General features: G+C 56.2%; 24 protein-coding genes. 8 read left to right on the top strand and 16 right to left on the bottom strand.

Features of this window, described 5'->3' with window-relative positions:
• The first annotated feature begins 61 nt into the window (after positions 1-61).
• Positions 62-1,747: an NAD-dependent DNA ligase LigB gene (gene ligB / locus ACUW6V_RS12270; protein WP_454038409.1), complete on the top strand. Its 1,686-nt coding sequence runs from the start codon at positions 62-64 to the stop codon at positions 1,745-1,747.
• Positions 1,748-1,776: 29 nt separating this feature from the next.
• On the opposite strand, the gene ACUW6V_RS12265 is transcribed toward ligB, so the two are convergent.
• Both ACUW6V_RS12265 and ACUW6V_RS12260 read right to left on the bottom strand, forming a co-directional pair.
• On the bottom strand, positions 1,777-2,394 hold the full coding sequence (locus ACUW6V_RS12265) for a trimeric intracellular cation channel family protein (RefSeq protein WP_012126236.1): 618 nt from the start codon (positions 2,392-2,394) through the stop codon (positions 1,777-1,779).
• A 172-nt stretch (positions 2,395-2,566) separates the two neighbouring features.
• On the bottom strand, positions 2,567-3,430 hold the full coding sequence (locus ACUW6V_RS12260; RefSeq protein WP_004388465.1) for a YicC/YloC family endoribonuclease: 864 nt from the start codon (positions 3,428-3,430) through the stop codon (positions 2,567-2,569).
• Positions 3,431-3,555: 125 nt separating this feature from the next.
• Between ACUW6V_RS12260 and rph the strand changes: the two genes are divergently transcribed.
• Complete coding sequence (rph, locus tag ACUW6V_RS12255) at positions 3,556-4,272, top strand: ribonuclease PH (protein ID WP_004388466.1); 717 nt, start codon at positions 3,556-3,558, stop codon at positions 4,270-4,272.
• Positions 4,273-4,336: 64 nt separating this feature from the next.
• Positions 4,337-4,978 (top strand): orotate phosphoribosyltransferase, encoded by a 642-nt coding sequence (gene pyrE / locus ACUW6V_RS12250; RefSeq protein WP_004388467.1) that lies wholly within the window; start codon positions 4,337-4,339, stop codon positions 4,976-4,978.
• Between the two features lie 51 nt (positions 4,979-5,029).
• Here pyrE and slmA read toward each other — a convergent pair whose 3' ends face one another.
• The 3 genes from slmA to coaBC form a co-directional block, all read right to left on the bottom strand.
• Positions 5,030-5,626: a nucleoid occlusion factor SlmA gene (gene slmA / locus ACUW6V_RS12245; RefSeq protein WP_032987662.1), complete on the bottom strand. Its 597-nt coding sequence runs from the start codon at positions 5,624-5,626 to the stop codon at positions 5,030-5,032.
• 125 nt (positions 5,627-5,751) lie between these two features.
• Positions 5,752-6,210, bottom strand: coding sequence for a dUTP diphosphatase (dut, locus tag ACUW6V_RS12240; protein WP_014727790.1), 459 nt, complete (start codon positions 6,208-6,210; stop codon positions 5,752-5,754).
• Positions 6,188-7,399 (bottom strand): bifunctional phosphopantothenoylcysteine decarboxylase/phosphopantothenate--cysteine ligase CoaBC, encoded by a 1,212-nt coding sequence (gene coaBC / locus ACUW6V_RS12235; protein WP_104676757.1) that lies wholly within the window; start codon positions 7,397-7,399, stop codon positions 6,188-6,190. The genes dut and coaBC overlap by 23 nt, the downstream gene beginning before the upstream one ends.
• 182 nt (positions 7,400-7,581) lie before the next feature.
• Between coaBC and radC the strand changes: the two genes are divergently transcribed.
• The 4 genes from radC to mutM all read left to right on the top strand — a co-directional run bounded on the left by radC (position 7,582) and on the right by mutM (position 9,797).
• Positions 7,582-8,235 carry a RadC family protein gene (gene radC / locus ACUW6V_RS12230; protein WP_032987726.1) on the top strand — a complete coding sequence of 218 codons (654 nt, stop codon included), beginning with the start codon at positions 7,582-7,584 and terminating at the stop codon, positions 8,233-8,235.
• A 214-nt stretch (positions 8,236-8,449) separates the two neighbouring features.
• The gene (rpmB, locus tag ACUW6V_RS12225; RefSeq protein WP_004388471.1) at positions 8,450-8,686 is read left to right on the top strand and encodes a 50S ribosomal protein L28; all 237 of its coding nucleotides are present in this window, start codon (positions 8,450-8,452) and stop codon (positions 8,684-8,686) included.
• 20 nt (positions 8,687-8,706) lie between these two features.
• The gene (gene rpmG, locus ACUW6V_RS12220) at positions 8,707-8,874 is read left to right on the top strand and encodes a 50S ribosomal protein L33 (RefSeq protein ID WP_003024094.1); all 168 of its coding nucleotides are present in this window, start codon (positions 8,707-8,709) and stop codon (positions 8,872-8,874) included.
• A gap of 113 nt (positions 8,875-8,987) precedes the next feature.
• Positions 8,988-9,797, top strand: coding sequence for a bifunctional DNA-formamidopyrimidine glycosylase/DNA-(apurinic or apyrimidinic site) lyase (gene mutM / locus ACUW6V_RS12215; protein WP_454038408.1), 810 nt, complete (start codon positions 8,988-8,990; stop codon positions 9,795-9,797).
• On the opposite strand, the gene coaD is transcribed toward mutM, so the two are convergent.
• The 7 genes from coaD to ACUW6V_RS12180 form a co-directional block, all read right to left on the bottom strand.
• Positions 9,798-10,277: a pantetheine-phosphate adenylyltransferase gene (gene coaD / locus ACUW6V_RS12210; RefSeq protein ID WP_004388473.1), complete on the bottom strand. Its 480-nt coding sequence runs from the start codon at positions 10,275-10,277 to the stop codon at positions 9,798-9,800.
• 4 nt (positions 10,278-10,281) lie between these two features.
• Positions 10,282-11,049: a glycosyltransferase family 2 protein gene (locus tag ACUW6V_RS12205; protein WP_014727793.1), complete on the bottom strand. Its 768-nt coding sequence runs from the start codon at positions 11,047-11,049 to the stop codon at positions 10,282-10,284.
• Entirely contained in the window at positions 11,049-12,323 is a 1,275-nt protein-coding gene (gene waaA / locus ACUW6V_RS12200) for a lipid IV(A) 3-deoxy-D-manno-octulosonic acid transferase (protein WP_007894819.1), read from the bottom strand. The genes ACUW6V_RS12205 and waaA overlap by 1 nt, the downstream gene beginning before the upstream one ends.
• A gap of 177 nt (positions 12,324-12,500) precedes the next feature.
• Entirely contained in the window at positions 12,501-14,135 is a 1,635-nt protein-coding gene (locus ACUW6V_RS12195) for a sulfatase-like hydrolase/transferase (protein WP_007894817.1), read from the bottom strand.
• Between the two features lie 22 nt (positions 14,136-14,157).
• Complete coding sequence (locus ACUW6V_RS12190; RefSeq protein ID WP_454038407.1) at positions 14,158-15,129, bottom strand: glycosyltransferase; 972 nt, start codon at positions 15,127-15,129, stop codon at positions 14,158-14,160.
• Positions 15,129-16,121, bottom strand: coding sequence for a glycosyltransferase (locus tag ACUW6V_RS12185; protein WP_007894811.1), 993 nt, complete (start codon positions 16,119-16,121; stop codon positions 15,129-15,131). Before ACUW6V_RS12185 ends, ACUW6V_RS12190 begins: the two co-directional genes overlap by 1 nt.
• A 159-nt stretch (positions 16,122-16,280) precedes the next feature.
• Positions 16,281-17,570, bottom strand: coding sequence for an O-antigen ligase family protein (locus ACUW6V_RS12180; protein ID WP_007894810.1), 1,290 nt, complete (start codon positions 17,568-17,570; stop codon positions 16,281-16,283).
• A gap of 289 nt (positions 17,571-17,859) precedes the next feature.
• Between ACUW6V_RS12180 and ACUW6V_RS12175 the strand changes: the two genes are divergently transcribed.
• The gene (locus tag ACUW6V_RS12175) at positions 17,860-18,966 is read left to right on the top strand and encodes a glycosyltransferase family 4 protein (RefSeq protein WP_454038406.1); all 1,107 of its coding nucleotides are present in this window, start codon (positions 17,860-17,862) and stop codon (positions 18,964-18,966) included.
• On the opposite strand, the gene ACUW6V_RS12170 is transcribed toward ACUW6V_RS12175, so the two are convergent.
• Genes ACUW6V_RS12170 through rfaF form a run of 4 tightly spaced genes read right to left on the bottom strand, consistent with a single transcriptional unit; the run spans position 18,945 to position 23,198 of the window.
• On the bottom strand, positions 18,945-20,054 hold the full coding sequence (locus ACUW6V_RS12170; RefSeq protein ID WP_148736737.1) for a glycosyltransferase family 4 protein: 1,110 nt from the start codon (positions 20,052-20,054) through the stop codon (positions 18,945-18,947). The two genes, ACUW6V_RS12175 and ACUW6V_RS12170, sit on opposite strands and share 22 nt — an antisense overlap.
• Complete coding sequence (gene rfaQ, locus ACUW6V_RS12165) at positions 20,051-21,154, bottom strand: putative lipopolysaccharide heptosyltransferase III (protein WP_104673369.1); 1,104 nt, start codon at positions 21,152-21,154, stop codon at positions 20,051-20,053. Before rfaQ ends, ACUW6V_RS12170 begins: the two co-directional genes overlap by 4 nt.
• Positions 21,147-22,148, bottom strand: coding sequence for a lipopolysaccharide heptosyltransferase RfaC (gene rfaC, locus ACUW6V_RS12160; protein WP_007895436.1), 1,002 nt, complete (start codon positions 22,146-22,148; stop codon positions 21,147-21,149). The genes rfaQ and rfaC overlap by 8 nt, the downstream gene beginning before the upstream one ends.
• A 3-nt stretch (positions 22,149-22,151) precedes the next feature.
• The gene (gene rfaF / locus ACUW6V_RS12155; protein ID WP_007895439.1) at positions 22,152-23,198 is read right to left on the bottom strand and encodes an ADP-heptose--LPS heptosyltransferase RfaF; all 1,047 of its coding nucleotides are present in this window, start codon (positions 23,196-23,198) and stop codon (positions 22,152-22,154) included.
• Positions 23,199-23,207 lie beyond the last annotated feature (9 nt).

Raw genomic sequence — 23,207 nt, 5'->3', positions numbered from 1 at the left:
CCATCGCAGCCAGGCTACGTCATGTATTACCGTCCCGGCAGAAAAGCGAAGGGGGTGAAATGTGCGTATTACGATTTTCTTACTGCTTATCATTCTGGCATCCGCAGGCGCTTATGCGGCCTGTCCTGACTGGACGCCGCAGCAGGCACAACAGGAGGTCGCGGCGCTGGAAAACCAACTGACGCGCTGGGATGAAGCGTACTGGCTGCATGGCGAAAATAAGGTCAGCGACGCGGTATATGACAGCATGCGTCAAAGGCTTCGTGCATGGCAGACCTGTTTTGCGCTGCCAGTATTCAACGACGCGCCAGTAGCGCTTGCCGCAGGACGCACGCGCCATCCTGTCGCCCATACTGGTGTGCAAAAGCTCAAAGATGCCACTTCACTTTCGCAATGGATGCACGGCAAAACGGATCTGTGGGTACAACCAAAGGTAGATGGTGTGGCGGTTTCGCTGGTGTATCGGAAAGGCAAACTGCAACAGGTTATCAGTCGTGGCGATGGCGAGCGGGGCGAGGACTGGACGGCGCGGGCCCGACATATTCCGGCAATACCTTTGCAGGTAACAGGTGAGCTGGCTGACAGCGTGTTACAGGGCGAGCTTTTCCTGCGCCAGACAGGGCATCGTCAGCAGCAGGATGGTGGCATCAACGCACGAGGGCAGGTGGCGGGGGCAATGATGCGTAGTACGGTGTCATCAGTGCTAAACGATCTGGATCTGTTTATCTGGGCGTGGCCGGATGGCCCGAAAGCGATGGAGGCGCGGTTGTCCACGCTGGCGGAAGGTGGGTTCCCGCTGGCACAAGCCTGGAGTAAGCCGGTACATTCAGTTTCGGACGTTGCACGCCTGCGGGAGCAGTGGTTCAGCGAGCCGCTGCCGTTTGTAACCGATGGTGTCGTAATTCGCGAAGGCAGGGAGCCGCCCGGAAAAAGCTGGCGTCCGGGCGAAGGCTCATGGGTTGTGGCATGGAAATATCCGCCTGCGAAACAGATAACAGAAATTAAAGCGCTGCGTTTTGCTGTTGGTCGGACCGGCAAAATAAGCGTTGTGGCCCAACTGGAGCCGGTAACGCTTGATGATAAAAAGGTGTCTAAAGTGAGTATAGGTTCGCTGGCGCGCTGGGAAAAACTCGATCTGGCTGAAGGCGATCAGGTGGAAATCAGTCTTGCTGGTCAGGGAATTCCACGGCTGGATGCGGTTATCTGGCGGCCAACGCAGCGTATTAAGCCAGTGCCGCCAACCGCACGCTTCGATACGCTGAGCTGTCTGTATGGCACTACCGGTTGCGAAGAGCAGTTTATTTCACGTCTGGTCTGGCTTAGCGGAAAGCACGTATTTGATCTCGCGGGCATGGGTGAAGCAACGTGGCGTCAGTTATCAGAGCACCATCATTTTGAGCACCTCTTTTCCTGGCTTGCGCTCAGCGTTGATGCCTTAAAACAAACGCCGGGTTTTAGAGCGCAGCGCGCGGCACAGCTCTGGCATCAGTTCAACCTGACCCGTCAGCAGCCTTTTCAGCGCTGGGTAAAAGCGCTTGGTTTACCTTTACCCGCACGGGACTGGCAGGCGCTGACAGATGATAAATGGCAACAGCTACAGGCACGTGATGAGCGAAGCTGGCAGACGCTTCCTGGTGTTGGTGCCGAACGTGCGCGCCAGCTTGTCAGTTATATCCACCACCCGGATATCGCTGCGCTTGCCGAATGGCTGGCAGCTCAGCGAATTGACGGCTTCGCGTTGCCATAAATTACGGGTGCGACGATGCGGACAGCCTCTCAGTGTGTCCCGGCGCGGTAATGAAAAACCGGTAGCCCGAGGCGAAAGCGCAGCGCTAACAGACGAGCAGTAAAGCCGAACAGCAGAGTTGCTATCACCACAACATCGTGGCTTGAGACATAGTGCTCCAGGGTGATATACAGCACCGCGGCGGCGAAAGAGATGCCTGCGTACAGCTCTTTTTGAAAGACGAGCGGGATACGTTTACAGAACATGTCGCGTAATACGCCGCCAAAGACGCCCGTTACAACAGCGGCTATCGAGGCGATGATTGGGCCTTCGCCCATATCCAGTGCGATTTGCGCGCCGATAATGGAGAAAACGACAAGCCCCAGCGCGTCCAGCACCAGAAAAAGACGCCGCAGGTGAGGCATCACGGGCGCGGCAAACGTGGTGATCACCGCAGCAGCGGCGACGATCACGACATATTCAGGGTGTTTTACCCAGCCCAGCGGGTAGTGGCCAAGTAAGATATCCCGGACGGAACCGCCGCCAAGCGCGGTTGCCGTCGCGATGATAATGACGCCGAAAGTATCCATACGGCGACGGCCGGCCGCCAGAGCGCCGGTCATCGCCTCTGCGGTAATGCCAATTAAATAAAGTACATGCAGTAACATCGGTCCCCCCAAATCGGCTGCAAAGGGTAACGATTCGTGAAGGGCATCACGATTGAGATTTTCTAAGGCAAGCGCTTTCGGATTAGTTTTTTTAAGGCAAAATGAGAAGTGAGTAAAAGGCGAGAATGGATGTGGCTGTAAGGAAAAAAGGCCCTGACGGGCCTTTTAAAAGTTATTCGATGTTCTGAATCTGCTCGCGCATCTGCTCAATTAATACTTTGAGTTCGATGGCGGAATTGGTCACTTCAGCGTTAATTGACTTCGACGCCAGCGTGTTCGATTCGCGGTTAAATTCCTGCATCATGAAGTCCAGCCGACGACCGACGGCCTCTTTTTTCTTCAGGATGTTATAGGTTTCTTTAACGTGCGCTTCGAGGCGGTCGAGTTCTTCCGCGACATCAATACGCTGCGCCATCATCACCAGCTCTTGCTCCAGGCGGTTATTTTCAAGCTGCACCTGCGCTTCTTCGAGCTTCGACACCAGGCGCTCGCGCTGCCACTGAAGGATTTCTGGCATATGCGCTCGTACTTTAGCGACTTCAGCACTGACGCCTTCGAGACGTTGTTCGATAAGCGCTTTCAGCGCCTGGCCTTCGGTTTCGCGAGCGACGATGAAATCGTCAAGCGCGCCGTCGAGCGCGGCGAGAATGTCGGCGGCGATAGCATCAAGGTCCTGCTCCTGAGCAGCCATGACACCCGGCCAGCGCAGAATATCGACCGGGTTGATTTCGCCTTCATCGCTTTGCAGTTTTACCCAGTTAGCGGCAGAAACCAGCTGCTTCGCCAGTTTTTCGTTGAGGATAAGCTCACCCTGCGCGCTGGCATCGGGCTCAAAACGCAGGCTACACTCGATTTTACCGCGTGTCAGACGGGTACGGATGCGCTCACGCACCACGGGCTCAAGGCTGCGGAACTGCTCCGGCAGACGAAAATAGGTTTCCAGGTAGCGCTGGTTTACTGAACGCAGCTCCCAGGTGGCGCTGCCCCAGTCACCCTTAATTTCTCGCCGGGCGTAGGCGGTCATACTGCGGATCATAGAAGTACCCGTTTTCTGATGTGAATGAGGGGATTATAGCTACCGCAGGTCTGACAGGATAGGAATAAGCGCTTTCAGCCCGTATAATGCGCAGCCACATTCGTTAACAAGCCGGAGATATGCCCATGCGTCCAGCAGGCCGTAGCGCATCAGAAGTGCGCCCAGTTACCCTGACCCGTCATTACACTAAACACGCAGAAGGCTCCGTGCTGGTTGAGTTTGGCGATACTAAGGTGCTCTGCACCGCCTCCATTGAAGAAGGCGTGCCGCGCTTTCTTAAAGGCCAGGGGCAGGGCTGGATCACTGCCGAATATGGCATGCTGCCGCGCGCGACCCATACCCGTAACGCCCGTGAAGCGGCGAAAGGCAAACAGGGCGGGCGTACCCTTGAAATCCAGCGTCTGATTGCCCGTTCGCTGCGTGCGGCAGTGGATCTTAAAGCGCTTGGCGAGTTTACGATTACCCTCGACTGCGATGTTATTCAGGCTGACGGCGGCACCCGCACGGCGTCCATCACGGGAGCCTGCGTAGCGCTGGCTGATGCGCTGAACGCACTGGTCGCGGCAGGCAAGCTGAAAACCAACCCGATGAAAGGGATGGTGGCGGCGGTCTCCGTGGGCATCGTCAACGGTGAAGCGGTATGCGATCTGGAATATGTGGAAGATTCAGCGGCCGAAACCGATATGAACGTTGTCATGACCGAAGATGGCCGCATGATTGAAGTGCAGGGCACCGCGGAAGGTGAGCCCTTCACCCATGAGGAGTTGCTCGACTTGCTGGCGCTGGCCCGCGGGGGAATCGAGTCGATCGTGGCGTCGCAGAAGGCGGCGTTAGCAAACTGATTTTTAAGGCGACTGAAGAGTCGCCTTTTTTATGCCTGCAATATGCTATTTGAGGAGCAAAGCCATGAAACCGTATCAGCGCCAGTTTATTGAATTCGCCCTTAACAAACAGGTGCTTAAATTTGGTGAGTTCACGCTGAAATCCGGGCGCCAGAGCCCTTACTTTTTTAATGCCGGTTTATTTAATACCGGGCGCGATCTGGCGCTGCTGGGCCGTTTTTATGCTGAGGCGCTGGTCGATTCCGGCGTCGATTTCGATCTGCTGTTCGGTCCGGCTTATAAAGGCATTCCTATCGCCACCACGACTGCCGTCGCACTCGCAGAGCATCACGAACGCGACGTGCCGTACTGCTTTAACCGCAAAGAAGCCAAAGACCACGGTGAAGGCGGCAATCTGGTCGGCAGCCCCCTTCAGGGCCGCGTTATGCTGGTGGATGATGTGATTACCGCCGGTACTGCGATTCGTGAATCGATGGAGATTATCCAGGCGAACGGCGCGACGCTTGCTGGCGTGATGATTTCCCTCGACAGGCAGGAGCGCGGACGCGGCGAGCTTTCCGCTATTCAGGAAGTGGAGCGCGATTATGGCTGTCAGGTGATTGCGATTATTACGCTGAATGATCTCATCGCTTATCTGGCGGAAAAGCCGGAAATGGCCAACCATCTGGCTGCCGTAGAGGCATATCGCCAGCAGTACGGCGTCTGACAGAAACGAAAAAGGCCGGATATCCGGCCTTTTTCTTAATTTGCTGTGTCTTTATTGCAGTTGCGCTGCCAGTAACGGCCAGCGGGCTTCGAAATCCGCCGTCGGACTGTAGCGGAATTCGCTGCGTACAAAGCGCGACAGCATCCCTTCGCAAAACGCCAGCAGCTGGCTTGCCAGCAACGCTTCGTCAGTCGTATAGCCTTCGCCTTCGCGCATTTTTTTCTCGCGCAGCACCTGACGCAACTGGGCTTCAATACGCTCAAACAGCTGATTAATGCGCCCTTGCAGACGATCCTGTTCGAACATCAACGCATGACCGGTCAGAATGCGGGTCAGCCCTGGGTTGCGCTCACCGAAACCGAGGATAAGTAACACAATCAGACGCAGACGGTTAAGCGTCTCTTTTTCATCTTTCAGAATCAGATTAATGCGGGTGATCAGGCTGTCTTCGATAAACTCAATCAGGCTGTCGAACATGCGCGTTTTACTGGGGAAGTGGCGATACAGCGCCGCTTCGGAAACGCCAACGGAGGCCGCAAGTTTCGCGGTCGTAATGCGTTGGCTGCCATCGCTGGATTCAAGCATCTGCGCCAGAGACTGAAGTATTTCTTCGCGACGGTTCCTTTTCGCGGTTTGTTTTTCTGCCATGTTTTAAAATACCCCTGAAAAATAATCACTTGCCAGGCGAGCATCCACAAAGCGTCCGCAGGCTTTCGCCTGCGGTACTCATTTCGCTTTATTTAACTTAAGGAATGCGCGGTTACGCGGGCGGCTTATTTACGCCCGGAGTGCCCGAAGCCGCCTTCGCCGCGATCGGTGGCGGTAAAGTCTTCCACCAGATTAAATTCCGCCTGCACGACGGGTACAAACACCATTTGCGCGATGCGCTCGCCGGGTTCAATCGTGAAGCTCTGCTGGCCGCGGTTCCACACGGAAACCATCAGTTGCCCCTGGTAGTCAGAATCGATAAGCCCGACCAGGTTGCCCAGCACTACGCCATGTTTATGCCCAAGGCCCGAGCGCGGCAGAATAACAGCGGCAAGCGAGGGATCGGCGATATGAATCGCCAGACCGGTTGGCAGGAGCGTCGTCGCACCCGGCGCCAGTTCAACGGACTCGTCCAGGCAGGCGCGCAGATCGAGACCTGCTGAGCCAGAGGTGGCATACGTCGGCAGCGGGAATTGCTCGCCCACGCGCGGGTCCAGAATCTTAACGTCGATTTTTTTCATCATAACGGGTAACAATCTCGTCCAGTAAACGTTGGCCAAGGAGCGCCTTCCGCTCAAGCGGTAAGACTTTATCTCCCTCCTGCCAGAAAAGATGCAAAGCGTTGGTATCACTATTAAAGCCATGACCGGCTTGCGACACATCGTTCGCGCAAATCAGATCAAGGTTTTTGCGCTGGCGTTTTTGCCGCGCATATTCTTCCACATTATTTGTTTCGGCAGCAAACCCGACAACATAAGGGCGATTTTGCGAGAGCGCCGCGACGCCTGCGACAATATCGGGATTTTTCACCATTTTCAGCGTCAGCTCATCGCCCTGTTTTTTTATTTTTTCGGAAGAAATCGTCTCGGCCCGGTAGTCCGCCACGGCTGCGCAACCAATGAAAATCTGCTGCTGCTGGGCGCGCTGCTGCACGGCGGCTTCCATCTCCAGCGCGCTCTCGACGTCGATTCTCTCAACCCCTGGCGGCGTTGCCAGCGCGACAGGCCCTGCGACCAGCGTAACGCGCGCGCCGCGGGCGCTCGCCGCTGCTGCAATCGCGAACCCCATTTTGCCGGAGCTGTCGTTAGTGATGTAGCGCACCGGATCCAGCCGCTCACGGGTCGGGCCCGCGGTAATCATGATGTTGAGATGTTGCAGATCGTTGACAGGCGCGAAGTGCTTAACGGCGAGCTCCACAATCTCTAACGGATCGAGCATACGGCCTGGCCCCACATCGCCGCAGGCCTGGCTGCCGCTGTCCGGCCCCCAGATGCGCAGACCGCGCGAGGCGAGCCGCTCAATATTCTGCTGCGTCGCGATATTACGGTACATCTGCTGATTCATCGCCGGGACGACGGCGACAGGCGACGGCGTGGCGAGGCAAATTGTCGTCACTAGATCGTTTGCCATACCCGCGGCGACACGCGCGATGAGATCGGCGGTGGCAGGCGCAAGAATCACTAAATCCGCCCATTTGCCGAGTTCAATATGGCCCATCGCGGCTTCGGCAGCCGGGTCGAGCAGGCTGTCTGACACCGGGTAGCCGGAAACGGCCTGCAGGCTCAGCGGCGTTATGAACGCTTTTGCGGCTTCGGTCATTGCGACGCGCACTTCCGCGCCGCGCTCGCGCAGACGGCGTACCAGTTCCGGCGTTTTATACGCCGCAATGCCGCCGCTGACGCCCAGAACGATTTTTTTACCGGCAAGGCCCATGGTCTTCTCTTCCTGTCACTTTCTGGAAAGCGGGCATTTTATCACAATCCCAAAACCTGCGCGGCGGTATGAAATTTAAACTTTGCGAGACGTCGCGCAGGGATGAAAACCCGCTGTCGCCAGCCTCTGACCACAAGTGGATAATGGCGGCGCGACACAGGGCAGGGAAGACCATAGTGAAAATGGACAACGGGCCGCGGGAAAAGCTCATGCGTTATGGCGCGGCCGATTTAAGCGATGAAGAACTGCTGGCGATTTTCTTGCGTACCGGGACGCCGGGCATCGATGTCATGACGCTGGCAAAACGGCTGCTGGCGCATTTTGGTTCGCTCTACGGGCTGTTGTCGGCAGATATTCGGCCATTTCGGGATATTGGTGGCGTCGGCATGGCGAAATACGCGCAGCTTAAAGCCATCGGCGAACTGGCGCGTCGCTACTATCGCTCGCGCCCTTGTGAAGAGACGGCGCTGTTGAGCCCGACCATTACGCGCGACTTTCTGGAAAGCCAGCTTGCAGAGCAAGAGCGCGAGATGTTTCTGGTGATTTTTCTCGACAGCCAGAACCGCATCATCAGGCAGAATACGCTGTTCACCGGCACGCTCAGCCATGTGGAAGTGCATCCGCGTGAAATCGTCCGTGAAGCGGTGCGGCTCAACGCCGCCGGGATTATCCTGGCGCACAATCACCCTTCCGGGCGCGCCGAGCCCAGCCGGGCGGATAAAATGGTGACCGAGCGCATCGTGAAAAGCTGCCAGCTGGTGGACATTCGGGTACTTGACCATCTGGTCATTGGGCGTGGAGAATACGTTTCTTTCGCCGAACGTGGGTGGATATAAGCCAGACGTGGCGATCCTTAGCGATCTTTATCTGTTCGGGACTTGAGCAGACGGCCCCGGCAGCGTATACTACGCCACCTTTGAGAATCTCGGGTTTGGCATGTGGGCCTGGCAATGCGAGTTCCATTGAACCGCCAGACTGGGCCATCAGGCCTGACGAGGCTGCCAACACCCTATACGAAGCTCGAGCTAATTTGATTTTTGGAGAATAGACATGTCCCGAGTCTGCCAAGTAACTGGCAAGCGTCCGGTGACCGGTAACAACCGTTCCCACGCACTGAACGCGACTAAACGCCGTTTTCTGCCGAACCTGCACTCTCACCGTTTCTGGGTTGAGAGCGAAAAGCGTTTCGTTACTCTGCGCGTATCTGCTAAAGGTATGCGTGTAATTGATAAAAAAGGCATCGATGTAGTTCTTTCTGAACTGCGTGCCCGTGGCGAAAAGTACTAAGTACTTAGAGGAAATAAATCATGGCTAAAGGTATTCGCGAGAAAATCAAGCTGGTTTCTTCTGCTGGTACTGGTCACTTCTATACCACCACGAAGAACAAACGTACTAAGCCGGAAAAACTGGAACTGAAGAAATTCGATCCGGTTGTCCGTCAGCACGTTCTCTACAAAGAAGCTAAAATCAAATAAGATTTTTGTCTGATTTGTACAAAAACCCCGCTCCGGCGGGGTTTTTTGTTTTCCGAACCGCCCTCATATCTTCTGTTACCGCTCCCTGTTAATGAACTCACGCGAGAGACGCTATGCCTGAATTACCTGAGGTGGAAACCAGCCGTCGCGGGATTGAACCGCATCTGATTGGCGAAACAATATTGCACGCCGTTGTGCGTAATGGCCGCCTGCGCTGGCCGGTGTCCGACGAAATCCACGCGTTAAGCGATAAACCCATTCTCAGCGTGCAGCGTCGCGCCAAATACCTGCTGCTTGAACTGCCGGATGGCTGGATAATCATCCACCTTGGCATGTCCGGTAGCCTGCGCATCCTGCCGGAGGAGCGCCCGGCCGAGAAGCACGATCATGTTGACCTCGTGATGAGCAACGGCAAAGTGCTGCGCTACACCGACCCGCGCCGTTTCGGCGCCTGGCTGTGGACGCGTGAACTCGAAGGCCATAATGTGCTGGCGCATCTGGGGCCGGAGCCGCTAAGCGATGCCTTTAACGGCGCGTACCTGCGTGAAAAATGTGCGAAAAAGAAAGTCGCGATTAAGCCCTGGCTGATGGATAACAAGCTGGTGGTGGGTGTCGGCAACATCTACGCCAGTGAGTCGCTGTTTGCGGCCGGGATCCACCCCGATCGGCTGGCTTCGTCGCTGTCAGAAAAAGAGTGCGAACTGCTGGCGCAGGCGATCAAAGCGGTACTGTTACGATCGATTGAGCAGGGCGGCACCACGCTTCGCGATTTTCTGCAAAGCGACGGCAAACCGGGCTATTTCGCGCAGGAGTTGCAGGTCTACGGGCGCGAAGGCGAACCGTGCCGGGTGTGCGGCACGCCGATTCTGGCGGGGAAACATGCCCAGCGCCGCACCTACTGGTGCCGACGCTGTCAGAAGTGATTAACGCAGCTTTTCGAGCAGCGCCTGATGAACATGCGCAGGCAGGAAGTGGGAGACGTCGCCCTGGTGGCGCGCCACTTCCTTCACCAGACTTGATGAGATAAACGACCATTCCTTCGACGGCATCAGAAAAACGCTTTCAAGCGTTGGCATCAGATGACGATTCATATGCGCCAGCTGCATCTCATATTCGAAATCGCCCGCGGTACGTAAACCGCGCACCAGAACATTTGCCTGCTGTGTCTGTGCAAAGTTCGCCATCAGATCGCTAAAGCCGGTCACGCTGACATTTTGCAGATGCGCCGCGGCTTGCTGCGCCAGCGCTACGCGTTCATCCAGCGAAAACATCGTCTTTTTATGCGGGCTGGCCGCGACCGCCAGGATCAGCTCGTCAAACATGCTGGCCGCACGGGTGATGATATCGAGATGACCGTTGGTTATCGGGTCGAAAGTACCGGGGTAAATCGCGCGAGTGGTCATAGCGTTACTTTTCCGTAAAGCCGCGGTTCAGCGCCCACAGCTCGGTATATTTGTTGAAGGTGTACTGGGCGTTAACAACCGCCAGCAGCCAGCCCTGGCGGCCATCCAGCACGCCAGCGCGCAGGATAAGCGTCTTGCAGAATGCCGCCAGCGTGCGTCCGAAAATGCCAGGCACCGAAACCTTTTTACCTTGCTGATGGCGCTCCTGCGCCCAGGCGGTGGCGTAATTGAGCTGTTTGCGCTGGAAGCTCGCGAAATCGCGGCAGGTCAGGTGCAGCAGATCGCCGGAAAGTGTCACCACGCGTGCACCTGGCGCATCGAGCGATTCATGCACCTGATTGTCATTATAGCGATAGCGCTCGCGCGCATAGAGGCGGGTGACGCGATCGGGATACCAGCCGCTGTGGCGCATAAAGCGGCCCAGAAACAGATTGCGGCGGGCGATGCTGTACACCGCCTGCGGGTCGGGCTGCTTCAGCACCTGACGAATCGCCTGCGCCAGCTCGGGCGTTACGCGCTCGTCAGTATCGATCATCAAAATGTAGTCGCCGCTGGCGTATTGCTGGGCACGCTGACGCTGAATGCCGTAGCCCTGCCAGTCGCTTTCGGTAAAGACTTTTGCACCGGCGGCGGTAGCGACAGCGACCGTGTCATCACTGCTGCCGGAATCCAGCACCACAATTTCATCGGCCCAGGCCACGGAAGCGAGACAATCCGGCAGCAGCGACGCCGCGTTTTTGGCGATCATCACCACCGAGAGGCGTGCGCGCATCAGTGGCTCCGCTGCGGAAGGTAAGGCTGCAGTAACTGCAACAGGCGCTGTAGCGCGCCCTGATTCTGGTGCAGCACTTCCACCGCGTGGCGGCCATACCAGAGGCGATAATCTTCGTCAGTCAGCAGTGTGGCGATCTCTTTTACCAGCGAATCGGCGTCGGTCACGGTGATAAGCCCGTCGGCTTCCTGCAATTTGGCGCAGATATCTTTGAAGTTAAAGGTATGCGGACCCATCAGCACCGGAATGGCGTGCGCGGCAGGCTCCAGCGGGTTGTGGCCGCCGCGTTCGACAAGGCTGCCGCCGACAAACGCCAGATCGGCGATGCCATACAGGAGCATCAGTTCGCCCATCGTATCGCCAATCACCACCTGCGTGCTGCCGGAGGGAATTTCGCCGGTACTGCGCATCGTAAAGCTAAAGCCTGCTTTCTGTACCATATCGCGCGCGTCTTTGAAGCGCTCCGGATGGCGCGGCACCAGAATCAGCAGGAGATCGGGAAACGTTTCCAGCAGCTGGCGATGCGCCTGCAGAATAATCGCTTCTTCACCATCATGGGTGCTGGTGGCGATCCAGACCTGGCGGCGCGGTGCCCACTGGCGACGCAGCGTAATCGCGCGTGCCGCAAGCTCAGGCGTTACGGAGATATCGAATTTCAGGCTGCCGGTAACCGCCAGCTGGTTGCGTTTCAGACCCAGCGCGGTAAAACGGCTGGCGTCTTCATCGTTTTGCGCGGCGATGAGCGTAATTTTCGCAAGCAGGCGGCGCATAAACCCGCCAAGCTTTTGATAGCCTTTAGCGGAGCGTTCGGAAAGGCGGGCATTGGCGATAACCAGCGGAATTTTGCGCTGATGCAGCGCGGAAATCATATTCGGCCACAGCTCGGTTTCCATGACGATCACCAGTTTCGGGCGCACGGTTTCCAGAAAACGGTTCATGGCGCAGGGCAAATCGTAAGGCAGATAAACGTGATGCACGTCTTTGCCGAACGCCGACTGTACGCGCTCAGAGCCTGTTGGCGTCATCGTGGTAACGGTAATGGGCAGTGACGGATAGCGGTGGCGCAGCGCGCGCACCAGCGGAATGGCCGCAAGGGTTTCGCCCACCGACACCGAGTGCAGCAGGATACCGTCCGGCAACACTTTTCCCTGACAAAAGCCATAGCGCTCCCCCCATCGTTTGCGATAGGCAGGGGCTTTACGGCTGCGGAGTAAAAGCCGCACCCAGACAAAAGGCTGTATCAGGTAGAGCAGAGCGGTATACAACGATTCCAAGCTAATATCCGTTATTTTCTTTATCGGCGGGCAAATTCTAAGCATTTCACCGGGGTAAAGCTATTGTTTTGGCGCCAACAGGAGAGTTTTGCCTGCGTGAAGTATACAGATAAGCCTGGAGAGGAAGAAGCGGGCGGCGGCCACCGCCCGCAGTGTCAGGATCTGACAGGAAAACGATCAGTGCGCAGGCGGTGCTACTGCATCCAGATGGTAGGTAATACGTTCCGAAAGACCACGAATATCGCCGCCCGTAATGAAAAAGCTGTCATCGGTTTGATTCGGGTTCGTTACAGTAAATCCGAGCGCTTTGTTAATCAGTGTCGCCAGTTGGTAGTGGTTACGCGGGGGTTGCGTGGTGAGCGCATTCAACCGATAAGCCGGATCGTTGCTGAAATAGATAAAAGGCACCTGCGCAATAGGCATCTCTACCACTGAGTGACCAAACAAGCCGCCATCGCCCACACGTTCACCGTGATCCGAAGTAATGAAGACCAGAACGGGTAGCTTCGATTTTGCCATCACGGTGCGGATAGCTGATGCCAGTTCTTTATCGTAATAGCGTACCGCGTCGTCGTACTCGTTTTTCTTTTGCGCGACATCATCGCTAAGCTTCGGTGTGGAGAATTTCGCAAAACCCTGCGGAATGTTTCTTTCATAGGGAATATGCGGCGCGCGACTGTTAAGCACCATCAAAAATGGCTTCGTGTAATCCACAGGTGAGGCTTCTACAGAGGGCGTCAGTACGCGATCGGCACCGACATCCGGCGCCGGGCGGATCTGCGTATCTTCCCAGTGATCAATATTATGAATACCGATCCAGTTGCTCAGGCCTTCCAGCCCTTGCGCGGAAATAAATGCCGTCTGATAGCCTTGCTTTTTCGCATTGGCGAACAGATTTGCTGCTTTTGATTTGTAAGCAAAATAGTTATCCGGCTCGCGCAGGTTATTCACCAGCATGGGAATAGCAACACGTGTCGACACCGCATTGGAAATCAGAATGCTTGAGGAGCCCTGATACTGTTTCATCAGTGCGGAAAGCTCTGGTGTGGTATCACGTTCGTAACCCAGGGCGCTGACATGATGAGGGTTCAGACTTTCGCCAATTGCCAGAATGACGGAATATTTACCTTGCTGATAACCCGGTACCGGCGTCACCTGATACGGCTCGTAATGCGCTATTTGCTGATTTTCGCCGGAAATCGCCTCCGGAATGAGACGAATCGAGCTAAAGCTCATCGCAGAGAGGCCGTTACGTAGCAAAGAGTGGCGCAGATCCGGGTTAAATTTATACATCTGCCCGTTAATCGCTTTGTAAAACTGCCCGCCAAACATCACTACAATAATCAGCAGGCAAGGCAAGGCTTGCCACTTTTTCCATTCCGGTGCCAGGCGGCGTGCTGCAAAGAGCGAGAACAGCACGGCTACCAGCATAATAAGAAAATAAATCCCTAACGAACTGAGGCTGTCGCTAATGCCGCTGGCGATATCTTTGGTTTCGACGAAAGCGAGCCAGACTTCGCTTGGACCATAAAATTGCCCGTAGAAGGTGTAATAAATCGCCTCGCTGATTTGCACGATAAAGGTTACTGCGAGCAGCAACCGCGTAACGAAAAAGCGGGCGCTGGCAGCCGCCAGTAACGCAATAATGAGGTATAACGCCATATCATCCGCTTTAGGGCGATAGACATTATCTTTCATCAGGATGGCGATTTCAGAGAGTGAAAACAGAACAAGAATTATCGCTGCCAGTACCAGCGTGCGCACGATATTACGCGGCGACACCGGACGAGCTCCAGAAAGAATAGAGAGCATGAAAAAGAACCTTAGGCCGTCATTACATCTTTTTGGTTAAAGGGCGAATGGCTTTACCGAACGCAAAGCGAAGCGCACGTAAGGCCGTGGGGCGCTGGTGAACGCCTTTCTGCCAGATCTCCTCAAACAGGCTGTACCAACGCGCCGCAACAGCCTGACGAGAATAAACCTCAAGGCGTTTCTCACCCTGCTCCAGCATACGCCGGAAGAGCTCAGGATCATTTTTCAGACGCATAATGGCGTTGAAAGCCTCGTCCGGCGTTTTGGCAATCAGGTAGTCCAGCTCGCTTTCGCGGATAGCGTTGAAGGAGGGTTCGTCATCGCAAATCATGACGGTTTTTCCGAGCCAGCCGTTAATCAGTTTACTGGCAGGCTTACGCGCCAGTTTATGATCGTGTGATTTCCTGAAGCTAAGGCACACGTCCACATCGCGATAATCGGTCCAGTTATTGAACGAGATACGCAGCTTAATGCCCTGTTCCGCAAGACGCTGTTTGAAGGCATCGCTGCCAAATTCCGCCGGGAAGCTATCGACACGGCCAAAATAAGCGACCGTGCGGACGTCATTATCGGTGCGTTCGCGTGGTTGTACGCCAGGCTGTGGCCAGTACGGCACAAAAACTCTGTTTCCGCGATTTTTGAATTGCGGATTTTGCTCTACAACATAGTCTGAGCCGATAACCGGCGGGCGGTCAGCACGTGCAACAACGGTGAGCCCTTTCCAGGGTTTTACGCGCGAGCCGAAATCGTCGTTATGCATTAAATTGATGGCATCGGGGCGGCACTCAGAGCCAAACGACACCTCTACCCGCTCGGGATAGTAATAATTCAGCGTCAGGGCCGTCTGGAAAGTCCAGCCGCCGCGCCCACCGCAGTAAAAGCGCTCGGGAATGGTGTCCGGGTTGACGCGGGCATCGACAAGCGACTGAAAATCGGGGTAGTTTTTAGCGATAAAATCGCTACGTGAAACGGCATGTAGTTTAATTTTATTCATCAGGAAATTGTCGTAACTAATTTTTTAAGACGGAAGTAGCGACGACCCAGACGCCAGCGCTGTTTAAAGCCGCGCGCGTTCTTCCAGATCATCTCCCAGATGCCCCGATCGAAAAGCTCGCGCGTGATTTCGCGTTTCTTCGCAGGATCTTCAATATTATTAATGCTATGTAAGATCCCAAGCCCTTCTTTGGCTATCTGCCAGTGACACGCCGGAACACGTTTCACCTGTTCGGGATAACGTTCATTAATGGCATTCAGCATCTCAAGAATTTTCATGTAGTGACGAGCTGAACGCATGCGCGTGTCATCGGTGCCCGGCGTATGGGAAACCGAGGCGGCGTGGATCAGGTAGTCATACAGCGTTTCGTCGATATATTGCACCCGCTGCGCCGTCAGCAACACTTCGGTGGTCCACGGAATATCCTGATGACGCAGGCCATGTTCGAAGCGGAAACCATGGCGTTTGATGAAGTCGTGACGATAAATATTCAGCCAGGTGACATGCAGGAATTTGCGTGAGTTCAGCGCCATTTGCAGCCAGGCAGGTCCATCCAGCACGCCGGTAGACGTCAGTCGATCCGAGGGGAAAATCTTCTTCGCCGGACGACCGTCATCATAAATGTATGTACCGTTACAGGTCGCGACATCCAGATTATTTTGCGTGGCGATATCGAGCAGGCGCGGATAAAGCGTCGGGTAGATAACGTCGTCGATATCCGGAAACGCCAGGTATTGGCCTTGCGCCAGTGCCAGTCCGGTATTACGCGCGGCGGATACGCCCTGATTTTCCTGTTTTACATGCTGAAAACGCGGAAATTGCGCGCGGTAGCTTTCGGTGATTTCAGCGGAGCGGTCGGTCGACCCGTCGTCCACGACGATGAGCTCAACGCTCTCCAGTTGCTGGCTTTTAATGCTGTCAAAAAAGGCGCTCAGGAACTTCTCGCCGTTATAAACCGCGACAATGATACTCAGAAGGGGGGTATCAGACATGCTTTCTCCGTGGGATACCGGGTCTTACAGATAAACACTTTTCACCTGGCGTAACGGCGTTTCGACAGCATGTGATGTCAGAAGTTCGCCAGGCCATTGCGCCGGTGGCTGCCTATTATCTATGAAGCGATAAAGAAAGCTACCGGCGCGAGCCTGCGTTTAAGAAGGGTTAGTTGACGCTTCTGGCGGCGTGCGCAGGGCACAAATCCCAATTAACAGCCCTGTCAGCATCATATACTGCTCCAGATAATGGTCTTTAAGGTTATGGTCAACCAGGGTACGGGAGAAGAAACCAATCGTAAACAAGAGCAAGAAAAGCCCTGGCATCGTATTACCGTGGCGGTATTCACGCCAGCCGATATACCAGCACATGACCAGCAATATCAGCCAGCCTGCGATGCCCGCGATACCATTCTGTAACCCGAATTCAATAAGCCCATAATGACTGTGCGGGATATCAATACGCTGATTATTAGTATCGTGACGTAAAAGGTAATTAAACGCCTCTTTACGCGGCCCCATGCCGAACGGATGTTCTGCGACCAATTTCCAGCCCTGATGGAAAAAGCTGGCGCGACAGCCATTGGAATGATTGATCGGCTTGCCTAAGTCATTAACGGGATGTTTTCCGGTGGCTCTGTTGTAACAGAAGCTGTTGAAGGAGGCATTCCAGCCCGTCTCGGCGTCATCTTCCAGACTGCCCCAGCGCGGGTCGGTTTTCCATGAAGTCACCACCAGCGCGCCTGCCACCACGACGATAGCCAGGAAAATGCTACCCACTCTAATCACATTGCTACGCCGCATCTTATGCAGGCTTAGCAGGAGAAAAGTCGAAAAGAGGCTGCCCACAAGGCCGATCGTGCCCCAGCGGGTGTCGACCAGTGCGGTGCATAGCAGATTGGCAAGCAACATCAAAACCAGAACCGGCGATTTTAGCGTCATAAAGCGCTGATGCAGCAGACTGCGCGTCAGTAACTCCGCCAGCAAGAAGCCGGTTATCATATTGACCTGGAAGCTCATGCGGGTGCGGTTAAACACAATTCGCGTCTCGCCCCAGTGAATGACTCCGTCACGCCAGTACAGATAAAGCGAGTCCAGTAAATGGATCAGGATAACGCCCCAGAAACACAGGATCACCGCCGTGAACAGCCTGGCGGCAGTAAGTGAAGGAAATCTGTCCTGTAAAACCGGCATCAGCAGGATGCCCGAGGTAAAAAGTAAAACGGGTCTGACCCATTGCCCGTCCCAGGTTCCGATCATTTCTTTAATATCAGGCGCAACAATAAAACCGTTGATTAAAATAAAGAACGTCAGTAACCAGATGAACAGCATCACCGGTTTGATTTTAGGTATGTTTAAATGCTGACGAGCTGAAGACGACGTAAAAAACAGGCCAACAGTGAGCGCAATAGAAAGATAGATAAAGACGTTGCGATGGAAAGGTAACATTCCATTCGGAATAGGCCATACAAAGCAAAGCGCCAGTACGGATACGAACAAAAGCCCGGACAAAGCATTACGTTTAGTGTTCATAAAAATTAACAACTTGTAAGGACAGTTTGCTTAACATGTGGTCTTAAAAATTCAGAAATATCTCGTAAGACTCTGCGAAAAAACAATAAATTGCACGGCAAAGTAGCACAGATAATATCTATAAAGAAGGATAATGTTTGTAAGTATTCATAAAGCCAAAGGTATAATTGTGCTGCCGGACACGCTGGCTAATAACAGGAAGATTATGCATATCGTTCATACCGAAGCAGACGGCGGAAAGGGTGGTCAGCCGCTGCGCATTATTAACGAATCTCTCGGCATGCAGGCGCGCGGCCATCAGGTCACTATTGTCTGTCCTGAAGAGGTACCGCTGAACACGCTGGCGCGGGACGCCGGCCTGACGGTCGTCAATCTGCCTGTCGGTCGTAAAAAAATTCCCAATCTGCTGCGCCTGCGAGCGTGGCTGAAACATGAGGCGGGGCATATTGACGTTATCAATAGCCACAACTCCGTTGACACCTGGCTTGTCGCGCTGGCCAGCGCGACGCTGCGTAACCCGCCGCCGCTGGTGCGTACCCGTCACGCTTCCGGCAAGCCGCGAAATAACCGTGGGACGCGATGGTTGTTTGGCACCGCCTGCGCGCATGTGGTGACGACAGGTGAAGCGTTGCGCCATCAGCTTGAAGAGATCGGCGTGCCGCTTTCTCACAGCACTTCTGTGCCAAGCGGCGTCGATACCGCGCGGTTTAAGCCGGGTGATAAACACGCGGCGCGTCAGGATTGCGGACTGAGTGAAGACGATTTCTGGCTTGGCGTGGTCTCGCATTTGCGTCCAAACAAAGGCCATAGCGTGTTGTTACAGGCGCTGGCGCAAATCGATAATCCGCATATCCGGCTGGCGATTGTTGGCGAAGGGCCGCACCGCGCCGCGCTGGAGCAGGAAATCGCCGCGCTGGGGATGCAAACACGTGTGGTAATGGCCGGGCATCAGCGCGAGCCGCAGAAGTGGTTTCCGGCGTTTGATATTGCACTGAGCCCGTCGCACGATATGGAAGGCGTGCCGCAGGGCGTTTTGCAGTCGCTGGCGTCGCGCGTTGCGACCATCGCCACGGACGCAGGCGGCACGGCGGATGCCGTCATTGATAATCAAACCGGATTATTAGTCGGCCAGCGGGACGCGCAGGCGTTAAAAGCCGCTATCATGCGGCTCTATGACGACGCGGCGCTGCGCGAGCGGCTGGCGCAGCAGGGTTATGAGTACCTGTGCAGCCATTTCACGCGTGACTGTATGCTGGATGCGATGGAGCAGGTGTTCCGAAACGCCAGCCGTCAGGCCAGCAGTTCACGATAAAGCGCATTGAGTTCCTGGGCCATTCTTTCCAGCGTCCAGGGCTCTGCGGTGCGTCGCGCGGCGCTGATATAATCTTTCCCGGCGGCGCGCCCTGTCAGCCACTGACCAATCGCCTCGCTATAGCCGGGCGCATCAAGCGCATCACGCACCCAGCCATTCTCGCCCTCCTGCACCCATTCCGCTGCGCCGCAGCCGTGGCTCGTTAACAGCGGCAGGCCGCAGGCGAGCGCTTCCACGCAGACATTAGGGAACGGATCGTAGAGCGTCGGCAAAATCAGGGCATCAGCGCTGCCATACACCGTTTTGATATCCGCGATCGGGCCGAGAAATTTGACACGCGCCGCGACGCCAAGCTTGTGCGCCAGCGCTTCGAAACGGCGCGCGTGTTTATCGCGTCCGGCCACCAGCAGCCAGACGGTGGGGTGGTCAACTATCGCTTTCAGCGCTACCGCAACGCCTTTACGGGCAAATCCGGAACCGACGTAAGCGAGTACCGGCGCATCATCCGGAACACCCAGCTCGCTTCGAAGTGAGTGCTCACGTACTGAGGGGTGAAACACTGACGTATCAACACCGTTATAAATTACCGTCAGTTGATTATCCGCCAGTCCGAAACGGCGGGCGATATCGTCGCGCACCATTCGGGAGTTACAAATCACTTTGCGAAGTTTCGGATGCATAAACATCTCGCGCTCCGCTTTGAGAATGTAACGATGATACGCGCTAAAGGACTGCGCCCAGCGTGCCAGCGGCGACTGAATGCGATGGTATTGTTCAAGCCAGGCGGCGTGCACACCATCGCCAGCGCGGAAAATCGTGGCACCCGGGATACGCTCGTGACTTTGCACGATATCAAATGCCGCAAACTGCGCGGCGGCGGCGGCGGCAAAACCGGCCTCACGCGCTTTACGATTGCGAAACGGCGGATCGACCGTCAGCGTCTGCCAGCCCGCGCCGCTTTCCCACTGGCGGGCAATCAGCGTGACATCCAGCTCGCCGCTTTGCGACAGCACATTCAGCGCGCGCGAAACAAAGCGCTCCGCGCCGCCGTTAGGGTTCCAGGTCTGTCTGACGATGGCCAGTTTCATGCAGGCGTTTCCAGCAGCAGAGTATCGATAGCGCTCAGCACCTGTTGAGGCGTAATGGCGGTGATGCAGTCAGAGACGCCGCTGTCGCCGCAGCCTGCTTTACCGCAGGGCTGACAGGTAAAGCCTGCGGTGATAACGCGATGCGATACGCCCCAGGGCGACCACTTAATGGCGCCGGTCGGCCCGAAAATCGCGACGGTGGGCGTGCCGACGGCGCTTGCCAGATGCATCGGCATTGAATCGACGCCGAAGTAAATCCGGGCGTGTTTCATCAGCGCGCCAAGCTGTTTCAGATTCAGCTGGCCGCTCAGATCAAATACTGGCTGTGTCAGCGCAGCGCGAAGTTTATCCATATACTCTGTTTCTTCGCGGGACGGCGCGGCGGAGAGGATAACCGGCAGCCCACGGCTCGCCAGTGCATCGACGGTAGCGGCCAGCGCGCGGGTATCCCAGGATTTAAACATCCAGCGCGAGGTGGGATGCACCAGAATGTAGTCGCCGCTTTTCAGGCCAAACGAGGCCAGTTTATCCTGGATAAACGCTTCTGCTTCGTCGCCGGGCACAAACAACGTGCGTTTGTCGTCGCTGGTGGCCGGATGAATACCGATACGACGCAGCGCGTCGAGGTTCACTTCCACCATATGACGCGTGTTGTCCTGAATCGCCGGATAGAGCGTGGTGAACGATTTTACCCAGCGGCGGCGCGCGAAGCCGCTGCGTTTGTCCGGGCGAAAGCCCACAGAGACGCGGGGTTTCAGCAGGCGCGCCAGACGAGCACCGTGCCAGTGTTCGGTCAGGTTAATCAGCACGTCATACTGGCGGGCTTTGAGAGTTTTCACCAGTCCGCGGTAAAGCTGAAACTGCTTAAGAAGCCCCTGCTTGCGCCAGTTGCGGCCAATGGTATGCACCTGGTCGATATGCGGATGGCTGGTCAGCATCGCCTGGGTGTCGTCATACACCAGCGCATCCACTTCTGCCTGCGGGTACGCTTTTTTCAGCACCGTAAAGCAGGGAGAGGTCAACAATACGTCGCCGTGGTGGCGCAGCTTAATGATCAGAACGCGCTTTGGCGGGCGTTCAGGCGTGAATAAGTCAGGCATGGGCACTCTCTGAAACGGATGTTTCCCCGCAAAGCCAGGGACGCAGTTGTTCAAAAACGGTAGCGGCGGGCAGATCGGCAAGCTTCAGCGAATCCACCGGACGACAGACAAACTGGTTTTTCCCGTAGCCCCCAATCAGGCCAGGATCGGTCGGCCCGTAGAGCGTGACGTTCGGGCGATCGAGCGCGGCGGTGAGATGGCTCAGGCCGGTATCTACCGACACCACAAACCGCGCGCCCGCCAGCTGGTGGGCCACTTGCTCAAGCGTCAGGCGTGGGAGCACCTGCACATAATTAAAACCTTCAGCAAGCCGTTTGGCCCGCGCTTCTTCGTGCGGCGCGCCCCACGGCAGACGAATCTGCAGACCCGTCGGGCCCAGCAGTGCGATAAGCTCGCGCCAGTGCGCTTCCGGCCAGTGTTTTTCATCGCGCGTGGTGGCGTGCAGGAACACGACATAACGCCCGGCGTCGTCCGCAGCCTGGCGCAAAAAGTGCTGCGCGATGGCGTAATCGCCCTGCGCGGCGGGTTTTGCATAGCCGAGGCTTTTCGCAAAGAGTTCGCGGGTGCGTTCCACCGCGTGCTGCGCTTTCGCAATATGGTGACGGCGGTGATAGAAAAGACTGGCAAGCGGCTCGCGCGCGGTCTGCCAGTCCATACCATGCTTAACGCCGCGTGCCAGGCGCGTCACCAGGGCGGCGCTTTTGACCAGCCCCTGCGCGTCGATCACCGCGTCATAATTCACGGCTCGCAGCGCGTCGCGAAAGGCCCGGCGCTCGGCTTTGACCGGCGCGGAAAACCACGCCTTGCGCCAGCGGCGGATCGCCACCGGCAGCACGCGTTCAACCGCCGGATGCCATGAAGGGATCTGCGCGAAGCCTTCTTCCACGACCCAGTCGAATCGGATATCCGGCATCGCCTGCATGGCGTCGGTTAACGCGGGCAGCGTATGAAGCACATCGCCCATTGAGGAGGTTTTCACAACAAGCACCCGCATCCGTCAGGCTTCCTCGTTCAGCAGCAGTTCGTTGAGCGTCTCCAGAACGCGGGCAGGCGTAATGTCGATAAGACTCTGGTGGTAGCCCTCAGCGGCGTCGCCTTTACGCACTTTATGGTAGCCGGTGATGAGACGAATCACTTTGGCCTTATGCGACAGCGGCGGCGTGAAATCCGGGCTGCTCGGGCCGTAGAGCGCGACCAGCGGGCGATCGAGCGCGGCGGCCACATGCATCAGGCCGGAATCATTGGTCACCACGGCTTTACAGGCGGCAATCAGCACCACGGCCTGCTCAAGCTGGGTCTCGCCCGCGAGATTGCGGCACCACGCCTGCTGTTCAACACTGAGCGCCGCGAGGATTTCATTGCCCGCTTCGTGATCTTTCGCCGAGCCAAACAGCGCCACCTGATAACCTTCGTCAATCAGCTGTTTTGCCAGCTCTGCGTAGTGATAATGCGGCCAGCGTTTCGCCGGGCCAAACTCCGCGCCAGGGCAGAAGCCGATTATCGGGCGCTCGGCGGAAAGCGCGAACTGCGCGCAGGTCTGGCTTTTTTCCGCGTCCGTGACCAGCAGTTGCGGCCAGAGTAAGGGCTGCGGCAAATCTTTTGCCGACTGCATCACGCCCTTATCGTAGGCCAGCGCGACATAACGCTCGACCATCAGCGGCCATGCCTGTTTATCCAGCACACGAACATCGTTAAGCAGGCCGTAGCGCATCTCGCCGCGCCAGCCGGTGCGGTGCGGGATACCTGCGAAAAACGGCACCAGCGCCGATTTGAATGAGTTTGGCAGCACGTACGCGCGATCGTAGCGGCGTTCACGCAGGCTATGGCCCAGACGACGGCGCTCGCCAAGCCCCAGCGCGCCGTGGCCGAGCGGCATGGGGATCGCCTCATTCACCTCCGGCATACGCGACAGCAGTGGACGGCACCACGCGGGTGCCATCACATCAATCACCGCCTGCGGATAACGTGCCCGGAGCGTGCGATAGAGACTTTGCGACATCATCATGTCGCCCACCCATGACGGGCCGATCACCAGTATTTTCATGCATCAGCC

The sequence above is a fragment of the Cronobacter sp. 153480017-3 genome (assembly GCF_053627815.1).
This window is presented reverse-complemented; position numbering and strand designations above follow the sequence as displayed.